The following is a 14,227-nucleotide window of genomic DNA, read 5'->3' as shown; positions in this document are numbered from 1 at the left end:
GATACCAGCCGCCTACCCCAGCACCTGCGCCAGAAACGCTTGCGCGCGAGGTGTGCGTGGCGCAGTGAAAAACGCCTCCGGCGGCTGGTCTTCGATGATCCGCCCGCCATCGAGAAACAGCACACGCCCGGCGACTTGCCGGGCAAAGCCCATTTCGTGGGTGACGCAGAGCAAGGTCATGCCACTTTCGGCGAGCATGACCATCACGTCCAGCACCTCGCCGACAGCCTCCGGGTCGAGTGCCGACGTCGGCTCATCGAACAGCATGATTTTCGGGGTCATGCACAATGCCCTGGCTATCGCGACCCGCTGCTGTTGGCCGCCCGACAGTTGCGCCGGGTATTTTTTCCAGTGTTGATCGATCCCGACTTTTTTCAGCAGCGCCATCGCCTGGTCCTGCGCGCTGTCGCGGGGCATGCCGCGCACGGACATCGGCGCCAGCATGCAGTTTTGCAAGACGGTCAGGTGCGGAAACAGGTTGAAGCCCTGAAACACCATGCCGACCTCACGCAAGGCCGCGCGGCAGAGCGTCGGCGAAGCGCTCAAGTCGGCGCCCAGCACCTGGATTCGGCCCTGCTGCGCCGGTTCCAGACGATTGAGGCAACGGATCAATGTGGACTTGCCGGAGCCCGAGGTGCCGCACAGCACAATCCGCTCGCCCTGCACCACGCGCAGGTCGATACCGTGCAGCACCTGGTATGGGCCGTACCATTTACTCAGCCCTTCGACGTCGATCACCACCGGCGCAGGCGCGCAGATCGACCGCTCAAACTCCCCTGATGACCCCATGTATCCACCCTTCCCTATCATTCGTCAGTTGGCCGCATGTGGCGGGTGAGTCGACGATTGATCCGGTTCACCCCTCGCCGGACACACTCGACCACCAGCAGGTAGACCAGCGCCACCCACACATACACCTGGAAATCAAAAGTGCGTGAGAACGCCAGCTTGGCCACGCCCATCAAATCCAGCAAGGTCACCAGCGACACAATCGCGCTGGCCTTGATGATCAAAATCAGTTCATTGCCCAGTGGCCCCACCGTCACGATGAGCACCTGCGGCAAGGTCACCTTGAAAAACGTGGTGGTGCGGCTCAACCCCAACACCGTCGAGGCTTCATAGTGGGCACGAGGCACGGAGAGCAACCCGCCGCGAAAGATCTCGGCCTGATAGGCCGCCGTATTCAAGGTGAACGCCAGTACGGCGCAAAACCACGGGTCGCCGAACCAGCCCCACAGGCCAAGGTCGCGCCAGAAACCGTGGAAGGAACCCAAGCCGTAATAGATCAGGAACAACTGCGCCAACAGCGGCGAGCCCCTGAAAAAGTAGAGATAGGCCCTGCACCCGTACTGCAACAAACGCCAGCGTGAAGTCCTGCCCAACGCCAACAGCACGCCAAGCACCATCCCGGCGCTGCTGGATATCGCCACCAATTGCAGGGTCAGCAACAAGCCATCGAACAACTGCGCACCGTAGCGCTGAAGCAGTTCAAGCCCGAGCCACTCGGCAAAACGCTCGCCCCCCATCATGAGGCACGCTCCCGACCCTGGCCGTAGTGCTTTTCAAGCTGCGCGATGCAAAACCCCGACATCGACGACAGCAGCAGGTACAGGCCACACGCCGCCAGATAAAACAGCATCGGTTCCTTGGTGGCGTTCACCGCCAGGCTGGTCTGGCGCATCAGGTCCACCAGGGAAATGGTCGACACCAACGCCGTGTCCTTGAGCAGGCTCAACCAGTTGTTCGAAAGCCCCGGCAAGGCGATCCTCATCACCTGCGGCAGCACCACCTTGAAAAACGTGTGCCTGCGGCTCAAGCCCAGTGCCTGGGCGCCTTCGTACTGGCCGCGCGCCACGGTCTTCAACGCCCCCAGCCACACCTCGCTGGAAAAGGCCGCCAGCACCAGGCTGAACGCGATCACCGCCGCCACGAAGGCGTTGATGCCAAACTCGGCCGAACCGCCCCAATACGCCTGGAACTTCTGCAGCGCGATCTGGATGCCGTAATACACGATCAATAACGTCAGCAACTCCGGCAGGCCACGAAAACAGGTGGAGAACAGCGCAGCCATCGCCCTCACCGTGGCGTTTGCCGATCTGCTGCACAGCGCCACCAACAACCCCAATGGCAACCCCAGCGGCACACACGCCAATGCCAGCGCCATCGTGACCCCTGCGCCCGCCAGCAGCGCGCCGCCCCACCCACCGGCGCCCAACGACAACAACCCTAATGACTCGAACATGGAAGACGCCCCCGCGCTTAATCATCCTCAAGGCCATGGGCCAACTTGAGCTGTCGATACGTGCCGTCGGCGATCACGTCCGCGATGGCCTGGTTCAGCCTCGCGCGCAACGCCTCATCGGCCTTGCGCACGGCAATACCGGCGTCGCTTTGCGTACCGGGGATAGCCAGCACCCGGCAACACTGCGGGTCGGTGCTCTTCAACCACTCCTGCATCGGCGCGCTGTCGTTGACCACCGCATCCAGGCGGCCGTTGAGCAGGTCGCTGTTGGCCTCGTCCTGGCCGACGTACAACTTGACCCGCGCCCCATTGGCGCCATAGACATCCTGGTTGTAGATACCCTGGGTGGACGACGACTGAGCGCCGACCGTCTTGCCGGCCAACGTGGCCGGCGCGGCGTCCTGAATGTCGCTGCCCCTGGGCACTGCCAGGACCATGCGCGTGCGGTTGTAGGGCTGGGTGAAGCTGACGGTCTTCTGGCGCTCTTCGGTGATGGCCATCGAGGCGATGATCGCGTCGTACTTTTTCGCGAGCAGGCCCGGGATGATGCCCTCCCAGTCCTGGGCAACAATCGTGCATTCGACGCCGAGCCTGGCGCACAGGGCGTTCGCCATATCGACGTCAAAACCACGTAGTTGGTTATTCGAGTCCACGTAGTTGAAAGGCGGATAAGCACCCTCCGTGGCGAAACGCAGCGGCTGCGCATGGGCCACCGACAACAGCCCGAGGGTGATCGTTACGGCATAGAGCGTCTGTTTGACCTGTTTCATGAAGGCACCTACCGAATTATTTTTATTCTGGGTAGTGCCTGAGGCCTGGTTAACCCGAAGGAACACGGGTGATTGACGCAGGCTCAGTCACTGACCCAGCGGACACTACGCCAACCTAAACAATTCGTCTATATTTTACAGATAGTCTATTTCCGAGTTTTTTGTAGGCCAAAACCGGGATGCACGATCGACCCCAAGAGTGTCGCGGGCACATTGTTGAGGCTCGCGGATGGCCGGTGCTACCATGCGCAACCGCCTGTCATGGCAAGGAACCCTCTGGTTTATGAGCAGCATTCGCGAGCGCAACAAAGAAAAGATCCTGCGGGCGGCGAGCGAGGAGTTTGCCGACAAGGGCTTCGCCGCGACCAAAACCAGCGACATCGCCGCCAAGGCCGGGCTGCCCAAGCCCAACGTCTACTACTACTTCAAGTCCAAGGACAACCTCTACCGCGAAGTGCTCGAGAGCATCATCGAGCCGATCCTGGCAGCCTCGACGCCGTTCAACCCGGAGGGTGAGCCTGCGGTGGTACTGAGCAACTACATCCGCTCGAAAATCCGCATCTCCCGCGACCTGCCCTTCGCCTCCAAGGTGTTCGCCAGCGAAATCATGCACGGCGCCCCGCACCTGAGCGCCGAACAGGTCGAGCAACTCAACGCCCAGGCCAAGCACAATATCCAGTGCATCCAGCACTGGGTGGACCGCGGGTTGATTGCGCCGATCGATCCCAATCACTTGATGTTCAGCATCTGGGCCGCAACCCAGACGTATGCGGATTTCGATTGGCAGATTTCGGCGGTGACCGGCAAGGCCAAATTGGATGAAGCGGATTACGAGGCGGCGGCGCAGACGATTATTCGGTTGGTGCTCAAGGGCTGTGCGCCGGACTGAGACACCGAGGCGCCTGTGGCAATCGGGGGCAAGCGCCCTCCCACATTTGATCGGGTTTACACATGTCTATTTGTGAATACCGTCAAATGTGGGAGGGAGCTTGCTCCCGATAAGGCCCAGACAGTCATCCAATAATCAGGCTGACACCCCCGCATCCGCCCACAAACCCAGCGTTTCAATCGCCGTGATCGCACACTGCTCATCAATATCCGACGTGTCCCCGCTGATCCCGATCGCCCCCAGCACCAGCCCTTCCTGATCCCGAATCAACACCCCGCCCGGCGCCGGCACCACGCTGCCCTGCCCCAAGCTGTTCAATGCGGCGATAAACGCCGGGCGTTGCTGCGCATCCAACGCGAGCAAGCGTGAGCCTTTGCCCAGGGCAATCGCGCCCCAGGCCTTGCCGATGGCGATCTGCGGGCGCAGCAGGCTGGCGCCGTCGTCCCGTTGCAGGGTGATCAGGTGACCGCCGCCGTCCAGCACCGCAATGGTCAGCGGTGCCGAGGCAATGGCGCGGCCTGCGGCGAGGGCCTGGCCGGCCAGGTTGACTGCGACTTTCAAGGTTAAAGCGCTCATGGGTGCCGTCCTTATCTTGTTATGGGAAAGCCGTGGGCTCTGTTGGAACAGATACCGGATGCGACAAATAGAACACAATATAGTTATCTTTTGTATACAATATTTTCGCGCAAACCTACCGAATGTCGAAAAAATGCCCTGCAAAGACCTTCCGACGAACGCAAAGGCTACTGAATAAAATGCATTGACCTGTGGCGCTCGCCGTGAATACACTTCGACCAAACACCACTTGTATACAATTACAAAACGCAAGAGGCACCAAAACAATGAGCAAAATGAGAGCAATCGAAGCCGCCGTTCTGGTGATGCGTCGTGAAGGGGTAGACACCGCCTTCGGTATCCCAGGCGCCGCGATCAACCCGCTGTATTCGGCCTTGCAGAAGGTCGGTGGCATCGATCACGTCCTTGCTCGCCACGTTGAAGGCGCTTCGCACATGGCCGAGGGCTACACCCGCACCAAGGCCGGCAATATCGGCGTGTGCATCGGCACATCGGGCCCGGCGGGCACCGACATGGTCACCGGCCTGTACAGCGCCTCGGCCGACTCGATTCCGATCCTGTGCATCACCGGCCAGGCCCCCCGGGCGCGGATGCACAAGGAAGACTTCCAGGCTGTGGACATCACCAGCATCGTCAAGCCGGTGACCAAGTGGGCGACCACGGTCCTCGAACCCGGCCAGGTGCCGTATGCGTTCCAGAAGGCCTTTTATGAAATGCGCTCCGGCCGCCCTGGCCCGGTGCTGATCGACCTGCCGTTCGACGTACAGATGGCCGAGATCGAATTCGACATCGACGCCTACCAGCCGCTGCCCCTGGCCAAACCGCTGGCCACGCGCATCCAGGTGGAAAAAGCCCTGGCCCTGCTCGACCAGGCCGAACGCCCGCTGCTGGTGAGCGGTGGCGGCGTGATCAATGCCGATGCCAGCGACCTGTTGGTGGAGTTCGCCGAGTTGACCGGCATCCCGGTGATCCCGACCTTGATGGGCTGGGGCACCATCCCCGACGATCACCCGCAGATGGTAGGCATGGTCGGCCTGCAAACGTCGCACCGTTATGGCAACGCGACGCTGCTGAAAGCCGACGTGGTGCTCGGCATCGGCAACCGCTGGGCCAACCGCCACACCGGTTCGGTGGAGGTGTACACCGAGGGGCGCACGTTCATTCACGTCGACATTGAACCGACGCAAATCGGCCGCGTATTCACCCCGGACCTCGGCATCGTTTCCGACGCCGGGGCCGCACTGACGATGTTCATCGAAGTCGCCCGCGAGTGGAAAGCCGCAGGCAAACTCAAGGACCGCAGCGCCTGGCTGCATGACTGCCAGCAGCGCAAGGCCACCCTGCAGCGCAAGACCCACTTCGACAACGTGCCGGTCAAGCCGCAACGGGTGTACGAAGAGATGAACCAGGTGTTCGGCAAAGACACCTGCTACGTCAGCACCATCGGCCTGTCGCAAATTGCCGGCGCGCAATTCCTGCATGTCTACAAGCCGCGTCACTGGATCAACTGCGGCCAGGCCGGCCCGTTGGGCTGGACCATCCCGGCGGCGCTCGGTGTGGTCAAGGCCGACCCGAGCCGCAAGGTGGTGGCGCTGTCCGGCGACTATGACTTCCAGTTCATGATCGAAGAACTGGCCGTGGGCGCGCAGTTCAAGCTGCCGTATATCCACGTAGTGGTGAACAACTCCTACCTGGGGCTGATCCGCCAGGCCCAGCGCGGGTTCGAAATGGACTACTGCGTGCAGTTGTCTTTCGACAACCTCAACGCCCCGGAACTCAACGGCTATGGCGTCGACCACGTCGCCGTCGCCGAAGGCCTGGGGTGCAAGGCCCTGCGCGTGTTCGAGCCCGGCCAGATCCAGCCGGCACTGCGCCGCGCCCAGGAAATGCTCGAAGAATTCAAGGTTCCGGTGATCGTAGAGATTATTCTGGAGCGCGTGACCAATATTTCCATGGGCACCGAGATCAACGCCGTCAACGAATTCGAAGATCTGGCCCTGGTCGGCAACGATGCGCCGACCGCCATTTCCCTGCTCGATTAAGGAGAACCTTATGCCGCGCTTTGCCGCCAACCTGTCCATGCTGTTCACCGAACAGGCGTTTCTCGCTCGCTTCAAAGCAGCCGCCGATGCGGGCTTTGCAGGCGTCGAATACCTGTTCCCCTACGAATTCAGCTCTGCCGAAATCAAGGCGCAGTTGGATGCCAATGGCTTGACCCAGGTGCTGTTCAACCTGCCGGCCGGCGATTGGGCCAAGGGCGAACGGGGCCTGGCGTGCCATCCGGATCGGGTCGAGGAGTTCCGCGCCGGGGTCGACCTGGCCATCGCTTACGCCCAGGTGCTGGGCAACACCCAGGTCAACTGCCTGGCGGGCATCCGGCCGCAGGGCGTGGACGATGCCATCGTAGAAAAGACCTTTGTCGCCAACCTCAAATACGCCGCCGACACCCTGCAAGCGGCGGGTATCAAGCTGGTGATGGAAGCGATCAACACCCGCGACATCCCTGGGTTCTACCTGAACAACACCGCGCAGGCTCTGGCGATTCGCGAACAGGTGGGCAGCGCCAATCTGTTCCTGCAATACGACATCTACCACATGCAAATCATGGAAGGCGATCTGGCCCGCACCCTGGCCGCGCACCTGGGTGAGATCAACCACATCCAACTGGCGGATAACCCGGGTCGCAACGAGCCCGGGACCGGGGAGATCAACTATCGGTTCCTGTTCGAGCATTTGGACCGTATCGGTTATCAGGGTTGGGTCGGCTGTGAATACAAGCCGTTGACCACCACCGAAGCGGGTTTGGGTTGGCTCAAGACCCATAACGCCCTCTGACAGGCACAACACGCAACCAACCTGTGGGAGGGGACTTGCCCCCTCCCACATTTGGACCCCATGTGTTTGGCAGACCGCGCTCTATCGAATAAAAAGAGGATTTCTTCATGGCTAAAATCGGATTCATCGGCACCGGCATCATGGGCCAACCCATGGCCGCCAACCTGCAAAAAGCCGGTCACCAACTGTTCCTGTCCGAGCATCACGGCAAGGCGCCAGCCGAGTTGATCGCCGCCGGCGCCATCGCGCTGGCCTCCCCGCAGCACGTCGCCCAGGAAGCCGAATTCATCATCGTCATGGTGCCCGACACCCCGCAGGTCGATGACGTGCTGTTCCGCGCCGATGGCGTGGCCGCCGGCCTGTCGCCGAACAAGGTGGTGATCGACATGAGCTCAATCTCCCCCACCGCCACCAAGGCCTTTGCCGCCAGGATCAACCAGACCGGCGCGCAATACCTCGATGCGCCGGTGTCCGGCGGTGAAGTCGGGGCCAAGGCCGGCACCTTGAGCATCATGGTCGGCGGTGAGCCGCAGACCTTCGAGCGTGCCTTGCCGCTGTTCCAGAGCATGGGCAAGAACATCACTCTGGTCGGCGGCAACGGCGACGGCCAGACAGCCAAAGTGGCGAATCAGATTATCGTCGCGCTGAACATCCAGGCGGTGGCCGAAGCGCTGCTGTTCGCCGCGAAAAACGGCGCCGACCCGGCCAAGGTGCGTGAAGCGCTGATGGGCGGCTTCGCCTCGTCGAAGATCCTTGAAGTACACGGCGAACGCATGATCAAGGGCACCTTCGATCCGGGCTTTCGCATCAACCTGCACCAGAAGGACCTCAACCTGGCGCTGGCCGGGGCCAAGGAGCTGGGGATCAACCTGCCGAACACCGCCGGCACCCAACAGGTGTTCAGCACCTGCACCGCGATCGGGGGCGGCAACTGGGACCACTCGGCGTTGATCAAGGGCTTGGAGCATATGGCGAACTTCTCGATTCGCGACAAATAACCCACACCGCTGCCCTTTTGAAATGCCGTCAAATGTGGGAGGGAGCACGCCCCCTCCCACAGGTTGATCGCATTTCAATAGCCGCAATTGCTGCATCTCTAATAACAAAAAAATCCCCGGGAGCCCGCTTATGTCGGTCGATCCGCAACACCTGCTTCGTGAGCTGTTTGCCACAGCCATTGACGCCGCCCATCCCCGGCAAGTCCTCGAAGCCTACCTGCCCGCCGACCGCAGCGGCCGGGTGATTGTGATCGGCGCCGGCAAAGCCGCGGCCGCCATGGCACTGGTCGTGGAAAACGCCTGGCACGGTGAAGTCACGGGCCTGGTGGTCACCCGCTACGGCCATGGCGCGCCGTGCCAGAAAATCGAAGTGGTCGAAGCCGCCCACCCGGTCCCGGATGCCGCCGGCATCAAAGTGGCGCAGCGCGTGCTGGCGCTGATCAGCCAACTGAGCGAAGACGACCGGGTGATCTTCCTGCTCTCCGGCGGTGGCTCGGCGTTGCTCGCCCTGCCCGCCGAAGGCATCAGCCTGGCCGACAAACAGGCCATCAACAAAGCCCTGCTCAAATCCGGCGCCACCATCGGCGAGATGAATTGCGTGCGCAAGCACCTCTCGGCGATCAAGGGCGGCCGACTGGCCAGGGCGGCATGGCCGGCGACGGTCTATACCTACGCGATTTCCGATGTGCCGGGCGACCTGGCCACGGTGATCGCTTCCGGCCCCACGGTCGGCGACCCAAGCACTTCGCAACAGGCCCTGGCCATTCTCAAGCGCTATGACATCGACGCGCCGGCGTCCGTGCGCAGCTGGTTGCAGAACCCGGCCTCGGAAACCGTCAAACCCGGCGACCCGCTGCTCGCCCGCAGCCACTTCCAATTGATCGCCCGCCCACAACAGTCGCTGGAAGCGGTCGCGGTAAAAGTCCGCCAGGCCGGGTTCAGCCCGCTGATCCTCGGCGACCTCGAAGGCGAAGCGCGGGACGTGGCCAAGGTCCACGCCGGGATCACCCGGCAGATCGTGCAGCACGGCCAGCCGTTGGCGGCGCCATGCGTGATCCTGTCCGGCGGGGAAACCACCGTGACCGTGCGCGGCACTGGCCGTGGCGGGCGCAACGCCGAATTCCTGCTGAGCCTCACCGACAGCCTCAAGGGCCTGCCCGGCGTCTATGCCCTGGCCGGCGATACCGACGGCATCGACGGTTCGGAAGACAACGCCGGCGCGCTCATGACCCCCACCAGCTACGCCCGCGCCGAAGCGCTGGGGCTGTCGGCCTGCGACGAGCTGGACAACAACAATGGCTACGGCTATTTCGCCGCCCTCGACGATCTGATCATCACCGAACCGACCCGCACCAACGTCAACGACTTTCGCGCCATTCTGATTCTCGAGGCTGCCCACCCTGTTGAATGCCCCTTCAGCATCCCGATGGACCTGCAAGGGCCGAAACTGCGGGTTGCGCAACCGGGGTCGATCAGACGTTGATCTAGCGCCGGTCAGGGCCTCATCGCAGGCAAGTCTGCGATGAGGACAACTCGCTCTCACTGAATCACACAACAATGCCCACTCCCTCCTGCCCCGACTGGGCCGAAGCGCTGCTCAACGGCTTCAGCCAGATCGTCCTGCAGCGCCAGCCGCTGTGTGGCCTGCTATGTCTGCTGGCGATCCTGCTCGGCGCTCCGGCCCTGCTCGGCGGTGCACTGCTGGGTGGTCTCGCCGGCTTGCTCACGGCCCAGCGCCGCGACTATCCCAAGACGGAACGCCAGGCCGGCCTGTACAGCTACAACGGTGTGTTGCTGGGCCTGTTGATCAGCCAGCACTTTGCCTGGTCGGTCATGGTGGTGCCGCTGATCCTCGCCTGCGGCGGCCTGAGTGCGATTCTGACCCGACAATGGCTGCGACACACCACCCAGCCCGAGGCCTTGCCCGCCTATACCGCGCCGTTTGTCGGCCTCGGCTGGCTGCTGCTGGGCGCGGCCGCCGAAAGCGCCGTGGCCTTGCGCGAACCCGACGCTCTCGGCATCGTCAGCGCGCCTTTTAGCGGCCTCGCGCAAATCCTGCTGCTGGACCAGCCCCTGGCCGGCGCATTGATTGCGCTCGGGTTATGCCTGGCCAACCGCCGTGCCGCAGCATGGGCATTGACCGGCGCCGTCCTCGGCGTGCTGTTCGCCCTGCTGCTGGGCGAGCCCGTCGGCGCCCTCCTCGGCCTGCACAGCTACAACCCGGCGCTGGCCGCCCTGGCCCTGAGCGGCACACGCCGCCGACCTGGGTTGCCGCTGGCCGGCATCGCCCTGGCGATCATCCTCACCCCCGGTTTTGCCGCGCTGCACCTGCCCGCGCTGACCGCGCCCTTTATCCTCGCCTGCTGGTTGGTGCACGCCAGCCGCCGGATGTGGCACAAAGCCCGCGTGGACAGCCCGTTCGAATCCCCCTAGGCTTGCCCGATATTCGATAGGGGCGAACGTGATGGACAGCAACAACGACTGGCGCCAGCGTCTCTATGTCATGGTTTTCCAGAGTGACACACCGGCCGGGCGGCGTTTCGACAGCACCCTGCTGCTGATCATTCTCGCCAGCCTGGTGGTGGTGATCCTCGACAGCATCCAGGAAGTCCACGACAATTACGCCGCCGTGCTGGCCTACATCGAGTGGGGCTTCACCGTCATCTTCGCCATCGAGTATGGCCTGCGCCTGTACTGCTCGCCCAAGCCGTTGCGCTATGCCTTCAGTTTCTATGGCCTGGTGGATTTGCTCGCCATCGTGCCCGGCATCCTCGCGCTGTATTACAGCGATGCCCAGTACCTGTTGATCATCCGCATCATCCGCATGCTGCGCATCTTCCGGGTGCTCAAGCTCGGGCCGTACCTCAAGCAGGCCAACTACCTGATGTCGGCGTTGCGCGGCAGCAAGCAGAAGATCGTGGTGTTCCTGCTCAGCGTCTGCACCCTGGTGACGGTGTTCGGCACCTTGATGTATGTGATCGAAGGGCCTGGGAACGGCTTCACCAGCATCCCCAAGGGCATCTACTGGGCGATCGTGACCCTGACCACCGTGGGCTTCGGCGATATCGTGCCCAAGACCCCGCTGGGCCAGGTGATCTCGTCCCTGGTGATGATCACCGGTTATTCGATCATCGCCGTGCCCACCGGGATCTTCACCGCCGAACTGGCCAACGCCATGCGCGGTGAACAGTTGCAAACGGACTGCCCGGTGTGCAAGAAAAACACCCATGACGCAAACGCGGCGTTTTGTTCACGGTGTGGCAATGCACTGTTTAATAAGTTGAAATAAGCAAAGATCTTTTTGATCTTTAAGCGAATGTGCCCCCCCGGCTATAGTCGCTGGCAAAGTGCCTCTCTCTACTCTCGTACAACAAGGAATGAGCAGTGAAAAAACTCGTTAGCGCCTCTCTTCTGGCCGCCGGCCTTGCATTGGCCGGTGTCGTCCAGGCCGCACCGACCACCCTGCTCAACGTGTCCTACGACGTGATGCGCGATTTCTACAAGGACTACAACGCCGCCTTCCAGAAACACTGGGAAGCCGAGCACCCGAACGACAAGCTGACCTTGCAGATGTCCTTCGGCGGCTCCAGCAAACAAGCGCGCTCGGTGATCGACGGCCTGCCGGCTGATGTAATCACCATGAACATGGCCACCGACATCAACGCCCTGGTCGACAACGGCAAACTGGTGCCGGACAACTGGGCTACCCGCCTGCCGAACAACAGCGCGCCGTTCACTTCGGCCACCGTGTTTATCGTGCGCAAGGGCAACCCGAAAGCCCTGAAAGACTGGCCGGACCTGCTCAAGGATGGTGTGCAAGTGGTCGTGCCCAACCCGAAGACCTCGGGTAACGGTCGCTACACCTACCTGTCGGCCTGGGGCTACGTGCTGAAGAACGGCGGTGACGAAGACAAGGCCAAGGCCTTTGTCGGCAAGCTGTTCAAGCAAGCGCCCGTGCTGGACACCGGTGGCCGTGCCGCGACCACGACGTTCATGACCAACCAGATCGGCGATGTGCTGGTGACCTTTGAAAACGAAGCGGAAATGATCGCCCGCGAATTCGGCCGCGATCAGTTCGAAGTGGTCTACCCAAGTGTCTCCGCCGAAGCCGAGCCACCGGTCACGGTGGTGGACAAAGTGGTCGAGAAGAAAGGCACGCGCGCAGTCGCCGAAGACTACCTGAAGTACCTGTGGTCGCCGGAAGGCCAGGAAATCGCGGCCAACAACTACCTGCGCCCGCGTGACCCGAAAGTGCTGGCCAAGTACACCGATCGTTTCCCGAAAGTCGACTTCCTGTCGGTCGAGAAGACCTTTGGCGACTGGCGCACCGTGCAGAAAACCCACTTCAACGATGGCGGGGTGTTCGACCAGATCTACAACGGGCAGTAAGCCGCTTGCACTGAAGAAACGCGAGCCAATGTGGGGGCTGGCTTGCCTGCGATAGCGTCGCCCGGGTGTGTCCGATACACCGGGGTGTCCGCATTGCAGGCAATGCCCGCTCCCACATTCGTTTGATGCCAAGCGTGATCGTCAGGCCGCCGGGTCGCCTGTTTCGGCCGGTGCGTCTGCATGTATCATGGGCGTTCGAAGCCAACGCCAAGGCTTCAGTCATCATTTCACGGCATGAGTGTTATCACCGCTAACAGCCTACTCGTCGCAGTGTCTTGTCTTTACTCTCGCTCGCCATCTTCCTTCGCTTTTATGAGAACACCATGAACGCTACTCCCCACGCTACGAGCACCATGACCCGCGGGATGGTGATGCTGTTTGCGTTTTGCTGCGGCGCCATCGTCGCCAACATCTACTACGCGCAACCGATCATCGAGCTGATCGCGCCGGACATCGGCCTGACGCCCGCCATGGCCAGCCTGATCGTATCGCTGACGCAAATCGGCTACGCCCTGGGCCTGTTCTTTCTGGTGCCCCTGGGCGACTTGCTGGAAAACCGCAAGCTGATGATCAGCACCACCGTGATCGCCATCGCCAGCCTGCTGGGTGCGGCGTTTACCGAGCAACCGAACCTGTTCCTGCTGGTGTCGTTGTTGATCGGTTTCAGCTCGGTGTCGGTGCAGATCCTGATCCCACTGGCGGCGCACCTGGCACCTGCCGAGTCCCGTGGCCGCGTGGTCGGCAGCATCATGGGCGGCCTGTTGCTGGGCATCCTGCTGGCGCGGCCGGTGTCCAGTGTGGTCGCCGACCATTTCGGCTGGCGCGCGATGTTCATGGCCGCGGCCGCGTTGATGGCCGTTATCAGCGTGGTCTTGCTGATGACCATCCCCAAGCGCCAGCCCGACCACAGCGCCAGCTATGGCCAGTTGCTGCGTTCCCTCGGCACCCTGCTGCGTGAACAACCGCTGTTGCGCCAGCGCGCCTTTTATCAAGGTTGCATGTTTGCCACCTTCAGCCTGTTCTGGACCGCCGCGCCGCTGGAGTTGGTGCGCAACCATGGCCTGAGCCAGACCCAGATCGCGATCTTCGCCCTGGTCGGTGCCATCGGCGCCATCGCCGCGCCCATCGCCGGGCGCCTGGCCGATGCCGGCCACACCCACCGCGCGTCACTGCTGGCCATGGTGTTTGCGGTGCTGAGCTTCCTGCCGGCCTTCGTACACCCGCTGTACAGCGTGATCGGCCTGGCGGTGACCGGCGTGGTCCTCGACTTCTGCGTGCAGATGAACATGGTCCTCGGCCAACGCGCCATCTACGCCCTCGACGCCAACAGCCGCAGCCGCCTGAACGCGCTGTACATGACCAGCATCTTCATCGGCGGTGCCTTCGGCTCGGCGATTGCCAGCAGCGTGTACGAACACGGCGGCTGGCTGGGCGTGATGCTGGTGGGCAGTGCGTTCCCGCTGGTGGCGCTGCTGCGCTTTCTCAGTGCTTCGCGCCACACTTCGACGGTCACTGCCTGACGGCATGA

The 14,227-nt window shown here is 62.3% G+C and carries 13 protein-coding genes and 1 pseudogene; 9 read left to right on the top strand and 5 right to left on the bottom strand.

Features of this window, described 5'->3' with window-relative positions:
- Nucleotides 1-12: 12 nt before the first annotated feature.
- The 4 genes from PverR02_RS09305 to PverR02_RS09290 are packed head-to-tail and all read right to left on the bottom strand — an operon-like array spanning nucleotide 13 to nucleotide 3,012.
- Nucleotides 13-789, bottom strand: a complete 777-nt coding sequence (locus tag PverR02_RS09305; RefSeq protein WP_046384202.1) for an amino acid ABC transporter ATP-binding protein — start codon at nucleotides 787-789, stop codon at nucleotides 13-15.
- A 17-nt stretch (nucleotides 790-806) separates the two neighbouring features.
- Nucleotides 807-1,529: an ABC transporter permease gene (locus tag PverR02_RS09300; protein ID WP_079443176.1), complete on the bottom strand. Its 723-nt coding sequence runs from the start codon at nucleotides 1,527-1,529 to the stop codon at nucleotides 807-809.
- Nucleotides 1,526-2,242 carry an ABC transporter permease gene (locus PverR02_RS09295; protein WP_046384204.1) on the bottom strand — a complete coding sequence of 239 codons (717 nt, stop codon included), beginning with the start codon at nucleotides 2,240-2,242 and terminating at the stop codon, nucleotides 1,526-1,528. The genes PverR02_RS09300 and PverR02_RS09295 overlap by 4 nt, the downstream gene beginning before the upstream one ends.
- 17 nt (nucleotides 2,243-2,259) lie before the next feature.
- Nucleotides 2,260-3,012 carry a transporter substrate-binding domain-containing protein gene (locus tag PverR02_RS09290; RefSeq protein WP_079443175.1) on the bottom strand — a complete coding sequence of 251 codons (753 nt, stop codon included), beginning with the start codon at nucleotides 3,010-3,012 and terminating at the stop codon, nucleotides 2,260-2,262.
- A 283-nt stretch (nucleotides 3,013-3,295) separates the two neighbouring features.
- Between PverR02_RS09290 and PverR02_RS09285 the strand changes: the two genes are divergently transcribed.
- Nucleotides 3,296-3,901, top strand: coding sequence for a TetR/AcrR family transcriptional regulator (locus PverR02_RS09285; RefSeq protein WP_046384206.1), 606 nt, complete (start codon nucleotides 3,296-3,298; stop codon nucleotides 3,899-3,901).
- Nucleotides 3,902-4,036: 135 nt separating this feature from the next.
- Here PverR02_RS09285 and PverR02_RS09280 read toward each other — a convergent pair whose 3' ends face one another.
- Nucleotides 4,037-4,477, bottom strand: coding sequence for a GlcG/HbpS family heme-binding protein (locus PverR02_RS09280; RefSeq protein WP_046384207.1), 441 nt, complete (start codon nucleotides 4,475-4,477; stop codon nucleotides 4,037-4,039).
- Nucleotides 4,478-4,743: 266 nt separating this feature from the next.
- Here PverR02_RS09280 and gcl point away from each other — a divergent pair, with 266 nt between their 5' ends.
- The 8 genes and pseudogenes from gcl (at nucleotide 4,744) to PverR02_RS09240 (ending at nucleotide 14,219) form a co-directional block, all read left to right on the top strand.
- Nucleotides 4,744-6,519, top strand: a complete 1,776-nt coding sequence (gcl, locus tag PverR02_RS09275) for a glyoxylate carboligase (protein ID WP_017849458.1) — start codon at nucleotides 4,744-4,746, stop codon at nucleotides 6,517-6,519.
- 10 nt (nucleotides 6,520-6,529) lie between these two features.
- Nucleotides 6,530-7,312 carry a hydroxypyruvate isomerase gene (hyi, locus tag PverR02_RS09270; RefSeq protein ID WP_017849457.1) on the top strand — a complete coding sequence of 261 codons (783 nt, stop codon included), beginning with the start codon at nucleotides 6,530-6,532 and terminating at the stop codon, nucleotides 7,310-7,312.
- Between the two features lie 107 nt (nucleotides 7,313-7,419).
- Entirely contained in the window at nucleotides 7,420-8,310 is an 891-nt protein-coding gene (locus tag PverR02_RS09265) for a 2-hydroxy-3-oxopropionate reductase (protein WP_079443174.1), read from the top strand.
- 130 nt (nucleotides 8,311-8,440) lie between these two features.
- Nucleotides 8,441-9,703: pseudogene (locus tag PverR02_RS09260) on the top strand (glycerate kinase type-2 family protein); the annotation flags it as partial.
- A 164-nt stretch (nucleotides 9,704-9,867) separates the two neighbouring features.
- Nucleotides 9,868-10,743: an urea transporter gene (locus PverR02_RS09255; protein ID WP_079443173.1), complete on the top strand. Its 876-nt coding sequence runs from the start codon at nucleotides 9,868-9,870 to the stop codon at nucleotides 10,741-10,743.
- A 31-nt stretch (nucleotides 10,744-10,774) separates the two neighbouring features.
- Nucleotides 10,775-11,599: an ion transporter gene (locus PverR02_RS09250; RefSeq protein ID WP_079443172.1), complete on the top strand. Its 825-nt coding sequence runs from the start codon at nucleotides 10,775-10,777 to the stop codon at nucleotides 11,597-11,599.
- 95 nt (nucleotides 11,600-11,694) lie between these two features.
- The gene (locus tag PverR02_RS09245; RefSeq protein WP_046384213.1) at nucleotides 11,695-12,699 is read left to right on the top strand and encodes a sulfate ABC transporter substrate-binding protein; all 1,005 of its coding nucleotides are present in this window, start codon (nucleotides 11,695-11,697) and stop codon (nucleotides 12,697-12,699) included.
- Nucleotides 12,700-13,022: 323 nt separating this feature from the next.
- Nucleotides 13,023-14,219: an MFS transporter gene (locus PverR02_RS09240; protein ID WP_079443171.1), complete on the top strand. Its 1,197-nt coding sequence runs from the start codon at nucleotides 13,023-13,025 to the stop codon at nucleotides 14,217-14,219.
- Nucleotides 14,220-14,227 lie beyond the last annotated feature (8 nt).

The organism is Pseudomonas veronii, assembly GCF_002028325.1.
GTDB classification, from domain to species: domain Bacteria; phylum Pseudomonadota; class Gammaproteobacteria; order Pseudomonadales; family Pseudomonadaceae; genus Aquipseudomonas; species Aquipseudomonas veronii.
Note: the sequence above shows the minus strand (reverse complement) of the source record. Positions and strands in the feature narration are given on the sequence as shown.

Coding starts and splice junctions, on each gene's coding strand:
- PverR02_RS09305 (WP_046384202.1), bottom strand. CDS start 789: ATGGGGTCATCAGGGGAGTTTGAGCGGTCGATCTGCGCGCCTGCGCCG.
- PverR02_RS09300 (WP_079443176.1), bottom strand. CDS start 1,529: ATGATGGGGGGCGAGCGTTTTGCCGAGTGGCTCGGGCTTGAACTGCTT.
- PverR02_RS09295 (WP_046384204.1), bottom strand. CDS start 2,242: ATGTTCGAGTCATTAGGGTTGTTGTCGTTGGGCGCCGGTGGGTGGGGC.
- PverR02_RS09290 (WP_079443175.1), bottom strand. CDS start 3,012: ATGAAACAGGTCAAACAGACGCTCTATGCCGTAACGATCACCCTCGGG.
- PverR02_RS09285 (WP_046384206.1), top strand. CDS start 3,296: ATGAGCAGCATTCGCGAGCGCAACAAAGAAAAGATCCTGCGGGCGGCG.
- PverR02_RS09280 (WP_046384207.1), bottom strand. CDS start 4,477: ATGAGCGCTTTAACCTTGAAAGTCGCAGTCAACCTGGCCGGCCAGGCC.
- gcl (WP_017849458.1), top strand. CDS start 4,744: ATGAGCAAAATGAGAGCAATCGAAGCCGCCGTTCTGGTGATGCGTCGT.
- hyi (WP_017849457.1), top strand. CDS start 6,530: ATGCCGCGCTTTGCCGCCAACCTGTCCATGCTGTTCACCGAACAGGCG.
- PverR02_RS09265 (WP_079443174.1), top strand. CDS start 7,420: ATGGCTAAAATCGGATTCATCGGCACCGGCATCATGGGCCAACCCATG.
- PverR02_RS09255 (WP_079443173.1), top strand. CDS start 9,868: ATGCCCACTCCCTCCTGCCCCGACTGGGCCGAAGCGCTGCTCAACGGC.
- PverR02_RS09250 (WP_079443172.1), top strand. CDS start 10,775: ATGGACAGCAACAACGACTGGCGCCAGCGTCTCTATGTCATGGTTTTC.
- PverR02_RS09240 (WP_079443171.1), top strand. CDS start 13,023: ATGAACGCTACTCCCCACGCTACGAGCACCATGACCCGCGGGATGGTG.